Below are 6,586 nucleotides of genomic sequence, written 5' to 3' on the forward strand. Positions count from 1 at the left end.
TTGTTTAGTCAATTGTACATAAACTTTTAGTTTATAAATTTTCCTATAAGGAACAAAATGTTCTCTTTTTCGTCTACGCCCTTTACAAAATATGCATGGCTCGATAGATCGTTTTACATTTGCAATCTTATCTACAATAGCCATTCTATAACGATGCTCTGGATTATTCTTACAAATCCACCAAAATCTTAATTGCGTATTATTTGGGATTCTTTCTGGATCCCCTAGAATAAGATTGTTAAGATAGTCCCACTCGTTCATCAAATCTTCAAATGAGATATTATCTTGTCTTTCTTTTAATTCTGCACAAAATGGACACATTTCTTTAAGATCTTTTGTCTCGGAATTTAAATACTTATTTAATATAATGCTGAAGCGCTCATGAAATTCGAAGTTACATTCTTTGCAGCGCCATAAATAAAACCTTTTTTCAGTTAATAATGGAACAAAACTATCTATTGAGACTTTATTATTTGGTGCCCACAATTTTGCTAGTTCAGGGTACAAATAATCAAATGTATTATACCCATTCAGAGGCTTATCGTTGTTACAGAAAGGACAACACTGAGAAACTTCTCTTCGAATTGGGATAGAACATAAATATGTCCCATGACACTTTGAACAATCCCACCAATATTTTTTCGTTTCTATTGTTGTCTGAGATAAATGAATAGGAATTTTATTTTTATCGCTCCATTCTTTGATGAGTTTTGGTTCTTTAAGGAAAATATTATTTTTAAATACCTCAGTCCTCCAGTCACATTGATTGGGACATGTTTGAAAGTTTTGATTTTCTAAATCGGTTCGACTGATCATTTCGGCTGGGCTACATTGAAAGTTGATTTTACAACAAGGACAAACCCAACTAACTACATTATTTGACTTAAACCAATATTCGGAAAAATCCCTTTCATTACTGAGGTCCCAAAATTCCCTCAAATAGGGATGTGTTTCATTTAGTGTATTAAAATCCTGAAGTTTTTCTCTATTTGAACAAAATGGACAAGACCTATCTGTTTTTTCAAATAGTGAGCATGAATACTCTCCGTGACAATTCGTACATTCCCATAACACATGAACATTAGATAATACATCAACTTGATTAGGTGTAATATTGTTCCTTTTAGACCACTCCTTGAGCATGGAAGAATTTAAAAAAGATAGAGGAGAAACATCAAAACCTTTATCCAATAACTCTTCAAATGAAGAATGACACTCCAAACAGTAATGACCACTTCTTTTAATTCGGTTCAATAATCTATCAATAGATAATTCAAATTTGCAATGACACTTATCACATTCCCAATGGATAGGTACTGTTATATTGTAACTCAGCTTCAGTTCGTTAAATTTAAATTTGTTTAAATGTTCGCTATAGATTTTAGCTAAATTTGGATAAATTGATTTGTAATCGCAATGATAGGAAGTTTCATTGCAGCCAAAATGAAATAAATCCCCACTTGTTAGTTGAAATAACCTCTTATTTGTCGCAGAATCTTTCCAACTTAATTGACACGTCGGACATTTAAAATTGAATTTTCTTTTACTATTGAACGGCAAGGTAAGAAGTTTCTCATCTAATTCTTCATCTTGCTCAATGCTGTAGTTTATATAATTTCTGAAATCGGGATAAACCTGAAGGACGCTCTCATTTTCATCAATGGAACGTTCACCTAATCCACAATGGGGGCAACACCTAAGATATTCATAACTGTCAAGCTGCACATCAATGATTTTCGCTTCCCAATGGTGTTGACAATAAGGGCAAGACCAATAGGCATATTTTAAACTATTTGACGATAATTTTTTGGGGTCAAGAACATTTCGTTTTTGATCCCAGTACATGTAAATAGCTGGATTATCTTTAACTTTCTTGTTCATTTCTTTCCTCATTTATAATTAGTTTTGCTGTCTAGTAAGTTTTTAATAGAAACCACTTTAGTTGATTTTTGAGGATTTTCTTGTTCAATAAGACCACCAGAATGAAAATCTATTTCTGAATCAGCGGTGATGATATTGTCTGCTAGGAAATCCTCACTGATAACCTTTTGAGAATATTTTAACAATCCTTCTGCTTTTAAAAGCTCATTCGCAATTTCTGGATAGACACTTGTTTTGATTATTTGTAATAGTTTTTGATTCTCATCACTTAACTCATTTTCTCTTTGTAGCTTCTGTTTTAAATCTTCATTAGTTGACTGTAGTTCAGAATTTAAACTACGTAACTTATCTGCTTCTTGTTTATAGCTGGCCGCAATGTTTGCTATTTTCTTGTAGTATTGGCTAATTTCCACCAATGCTCTTTTCATAGCACCTGGAGCACGATTTTTTGCCATAAAATTGTCAGGATCTATGGTCTTATAAGTAATTACAGCTTCATAATTTTCATCTTGGTATTTAATTTCACTTTCTTTTAAAAAATCCCTGAATCTTTTATTACGTCTAATGGTTGTATCCGCAACATTTTGATAGCCATTATTCCTAACATAGTCACCAAACCGAGGGATTTTTACCAAGCTTAAATCACAGGAACACTGGGAAATTAAATACTGTTCAAACAAATGAATCAATTCATCATCAGAAATTGATTTCTTTCTAGCCATTAGACTTATTCTCCTCTAAAGATAGTTGTTTAGCATTTAAGTAATCTTGATAGGTATTGCTAACTGTTTTTAATTTCAACAAAGCTTCTCCAATATCTTCAATATGACCTTTCCCTTGCCTAACTTTTCTAATCGCTTCATCTACAACCATAGCTTTTTCATCAACTGACTTTTTAAATGTTTTATCCATTGAAAAATAATCTTTACCTGCTTTACGGTAAAAAGGGCAGCTCGTACAAGCACCTAGTTCTGCATGCTCACTAATAACTTTCAGACAATCTGAATAATCACCTTTCGCAAAGCGGGGTGAGTAACACCGTCCTTTATTTTCTAAAGTGATGTATTGTCCTTGTGCTGTATAAAATGGCTCTCTCTTACTTATGGTGTAATTCGTATTCTTACTCGTTAGTTTACGATACATTTGATAACTACGACATTCAATAAATTGGCTTAAATTTGAAAAATAGTGAGATGAAGTTGTCACATCTTCATGACCAGCTAAAAGCATAGCTGTAACAGGACTAGCCCCTTCTGCAATTAAATTGATCATTGCAATGTGTCTCGTATCCCCAATATGAATCAAATTAATCTCGTTTTCATCTAATCTAGCTGGAAAACTAAAATAATTAACTTGATAACCGTATTTTTGAGAAATAATCTCATTAAAAAAATACCTCAAAATAGTATTGAGATTAGTGTAAGTTAAAAATCGGTTATTAACACCTGTTCGACGACCCCAACGGTTATAATGAGGATCAGTCACAAATAATGTATCTAATTTAGTAGAATTATCATTTTCCGTAAGTTTGAGGTAAGTCTTTATTTCAGAAGCTAATGAATTAGTAATTTCATAAGTATTCAAAGTATAATCTTCAGAAATTTTATGTGCAACAAGTCGATCCCTTCCTTTGATTATATTTCTCCTTAATGTAAGAAAATATTTTCCATCTTTCTCGGTTAAACAGTTTCTTTGTATTAAAAGAAATTCTCTTGGCCTTAAAGGTAAAATTGCTGTAATCTGCCACCAGAGATACAATGGATAATAAAATAGACGTTCTTTCTTAGATAATGTTTGAGACCAATAATCATTTAAAATGTCATTAAAAGTAAAATAGGATTGAAATTGCGCTAATTGTCTTTGCTGTTTTGACCTCTGCTTTTTTTGAAGGTTGATAGTTAATTTATTATCTAATTGCTCCAATAGTTGATTTAGTTGACTATCATCTGAACAGGGAAGATTTGAGAAAAAGTCAATACATAAACCAGGAAATTTTACAGAAATATTTTCTAAATCTAAAAACGTATCTTTGGTTGTATTTTTAATAATTTGTTTAATATCCATTAGAAATAGCTGTAAAGTTTTTAAAACATGTTGTTTCATTGAGAAAACAATAAAACTTTTTAAGTAATCGATAAATTCCTTATAAGGCAACTGAAAAAATGATTGATAAAATCTCCTATATTGAAATTCAGAAATGTTAAAAAACAGGCTAATATTGGCATATTCATTTGTAGTTTCCCATTTCTTATGATCAAAATCGTAACTTAGAATAATTCCTTTATCAAAATAGTCATCGAAAACTTCTTTTGCTCGCAGAACACAATCACGGTCAAAAGTTTCAAAATAATTTTCAATTTTAAAAAGTTTAGCTTGATTGTTCAATTTATTAACTCCTTTATTATTTCTTCGTAATCATGTAACACGTCATCTCCATATTGCTCGCATAAAGCTTGCAACATTTCAGTTAAACAAGGTTTTATTTGTTCTTCTAAAATACTCCGAATTTTACCTTTTTCTAAATCAGTTCGAACTCTAGAGTATTGTTTGTTCAAACGATTGAATTCTCCTACTAATAACAATAAAGTAGATTTCGTTTGTAATTCATAATGACAACCGATGCAATGTTGCCTATCGTCATATGGACAAATCTTTCCAAGCGAAGATAAAAGACACATGCTTTCACCTTGTTTTGAGAAGGCTTCACCGTTTCCTATACGATGACAAATAGTAAGAAGTTGATTAGGCTCTGCTTCTTCTTCTACCAAAATCTTTAATGCCTTTTGCGATTTCACTTCTGCCTGAATGCTTAAAGCCAATGTTTTTTCAATCTCATTTGGTGTCAAATCTAACTGTTTAATCATCTGAGTCTGTTGACTAGGACTTAATTCTTTATACTTTCCTCTAGTTACAATCGTCAGGATCATTGATGGAATCATAGATAAAACACCTCGTTCAAATAGTTCTCTCGCAACCATTTCTGGTTTAAGCTGGCTTAGTTGGGCATCTTTTAGGTACGTTGTTGTAGTTTGTGCAAATTCATCGAATGAACCTTTATGGCTACGGGCTAATGCGGCTAAAAAATAGCCTTTAATATTTAACTCAGATTTTTCTTGCAAAACATCATCTGCTAACATGGCAACAGTTTGAAGATGATGTTTTGCAGATCTAGAACTAAAATTCCTTTCAAGAAATAAGTCTCCAATTTCTTTCCCCATATATCGATTAATTCGTTTATATTCTTTTATTTGTCGAATTAAAGGTTCATCATTATTATCTTTATTCAACTGATAATGAGCTTCACAGATAGCCAACAACGTTCCAATCAATACCTGACAACTCTCAGGGACCTGAAATTTAATCTGACTAATATTTTTAGTTCGCTTTGTTTTGTTTGGAGTAATATTTAAATAAGTTAAACGAGTTGTAATACTTAAAAGAGTTCTTCTTGCCTCACTGCTACTCCAATTACCACTTCTAACTGATTTTAGAACTTCTTTCGGTGTTCTAGGAAGTTGTGGATGTCCAAGTTGTTCTAAATCTGTTCCACGTAGCGCACATATAAAATGAAGTGCTAGAAATAGCCAGGTATCTGCGTAGTCTTTTGAGATTGCTGCTTTATAAAGCATATCTTCTTTTCTAATGTAATCGTCATTAAAAAGAAAATACAGTAATTCTAAATATTCGTCTAACTCGTAAGCGTTAGTCTCCTGTTCTAATGTGTATCGAGGTGTAAATTCATATCTTTTGTGATAGTTACATCTCGTTTTATTTATTAACCACTTTAAAAAATCAATAAAAACTTCGCCTTTTTGCTTTTCAAGCGCATATACTGCTTCTTCAACCAACAATTCAATCTCATTATCATTACAGAGAAATAAATCTCTCTTTAAATAATAAGCAAGAAAATCTTGAACATAAAACATGCTTTCTTTGGATAAGTTGCTATCTTCTGAGTATTGCTGAAAATATTTGTAAGTTAATGGGAATTTTTGTTTAAATATAGGCTGAATTCCTGCTAAACCAGTTGGTCCAAGAAGATAATTGGTTATTTTTTCTATTAATAATTGAGCATCTTTATCTGAGATAGAATAGTTATCCAAATCAATTTCTATGTTAAACCAATTGTTATCAACTAAAAACTTACTAATTTTGCCTTTATACTGTATATCGTTTTTTCCGAGTTCACTTAACAGATTTTCGATCAAAGATTTAATTGAATAAGTCATACATTACCTTTCTAATTTATCACCAAAAAGTTCATTTGCTCGCCAATTCATATAATCAAAAACACCATTATTAACTTGACCATATTGTTTTGCGATTTCACCTTTATTTTGTAGATAAACCCAAGCACTCTCAGGAGATTTATCACCTCTTGCTGACATAAGCTCACTGATTTCAGAAACCCCAGATAATACTAACTGTGTCGTGTACCAGTGTCTGAAAATATGTGGGGAAATATTATGCTCCTGCAAAAGCTGCCCAAAAAAGACAACCTCTGCATCATCAGATTTTAAGAAGATTGGGATCATTTCGTCGCGAATAATCTTACGAAATCGTTGATAGTATACATCGTATGATAATGCTTTTCCTCGTCTGTTAAGATTTAAAGGTCCATAATCCTTCTCATACTTCTTACCTTCCAGATAAGTCATATAGTCATTATAAGTGTCTAAAAAGACCTCCAAGAAGATATAAGGTA

5 protein-coding genes are annotated in these 6,586 nt (G+C 31.8%); all 5 read right to left on the reverse strand.

Annotated features, from left to right (window positions below):
- On the reverse strand, positions 1 to 1,881 hold a 1,881-nt coding region (locus HMPREF2704_RS03025), incomplete at its 3' end, for a zinc-ribbon domain-containing protein (protein ID WP_070845640.1).
- An 8-nt stretch (positions 1,882 to 1,889) separates the two neighbouring features.
- Entirely contained in the window at positions 1,890 to 2,603 is a 714-nt protein-coding gene (locus HMPREF2704_RS03030) for a hypothetical protein (protein WP_049550152.1), read from the reverse strand.
- Positions 2,596 to 4,266 carry a hypothetical protein gene (locus tag HMPREF2704_RS03035; protein ID WP_070845642.1) on the reverse strand — a complete coding sequence of 557 codons (1,671 nt, stop codon included), beginning with the start codon at positions 4,264 to 4,266 and terminating at the stop codon, positions 2,596 to 2,598. Before HMPREF2704_RS03035 ends, HMPREF2704_RS03030 begins: the two co-directional genes overlap by 8 nt.
- Positions 4,263 to 6,110 carry a hypothetical protein gene (locus tag HMPREF2704_RS03040; RefSeq protein ID WP_070845644.1) on the reverse strand — a complete coding sequence of 616 codons (1,848 nt, stop codon included), beginning with the start codon at positions 6,108 to 6,110 and terminating at the stop codon, positions 4,263 to 4,265. The genes HMPREF2704_RS03035 and HMPREF2704_RS03040 overlap by 4 nt, the downstream gene beginning before the upstream one ends.
- A gap of 3 nt (positions 6,111 to 6,113) precedes the next feature.
- The coding region (locus tag HMPREF2704_RS03045) for a site-specific integrase (protein ID WP_141760627.1) at positions 6,114 to 6,586 on the reverse strand (473 nt) is incomplete at its 5' end.

It is taken from the genome of Streptococcus sp. HMSC076C09 (assembly GCF_001837905.1).
Taxonomy (GTDB): Bacteria; Bacillota; Bacilli; order Lactobacillales; family Streptococcaceae; genus Streptococcus; species Streptococcus parasanguinis_I.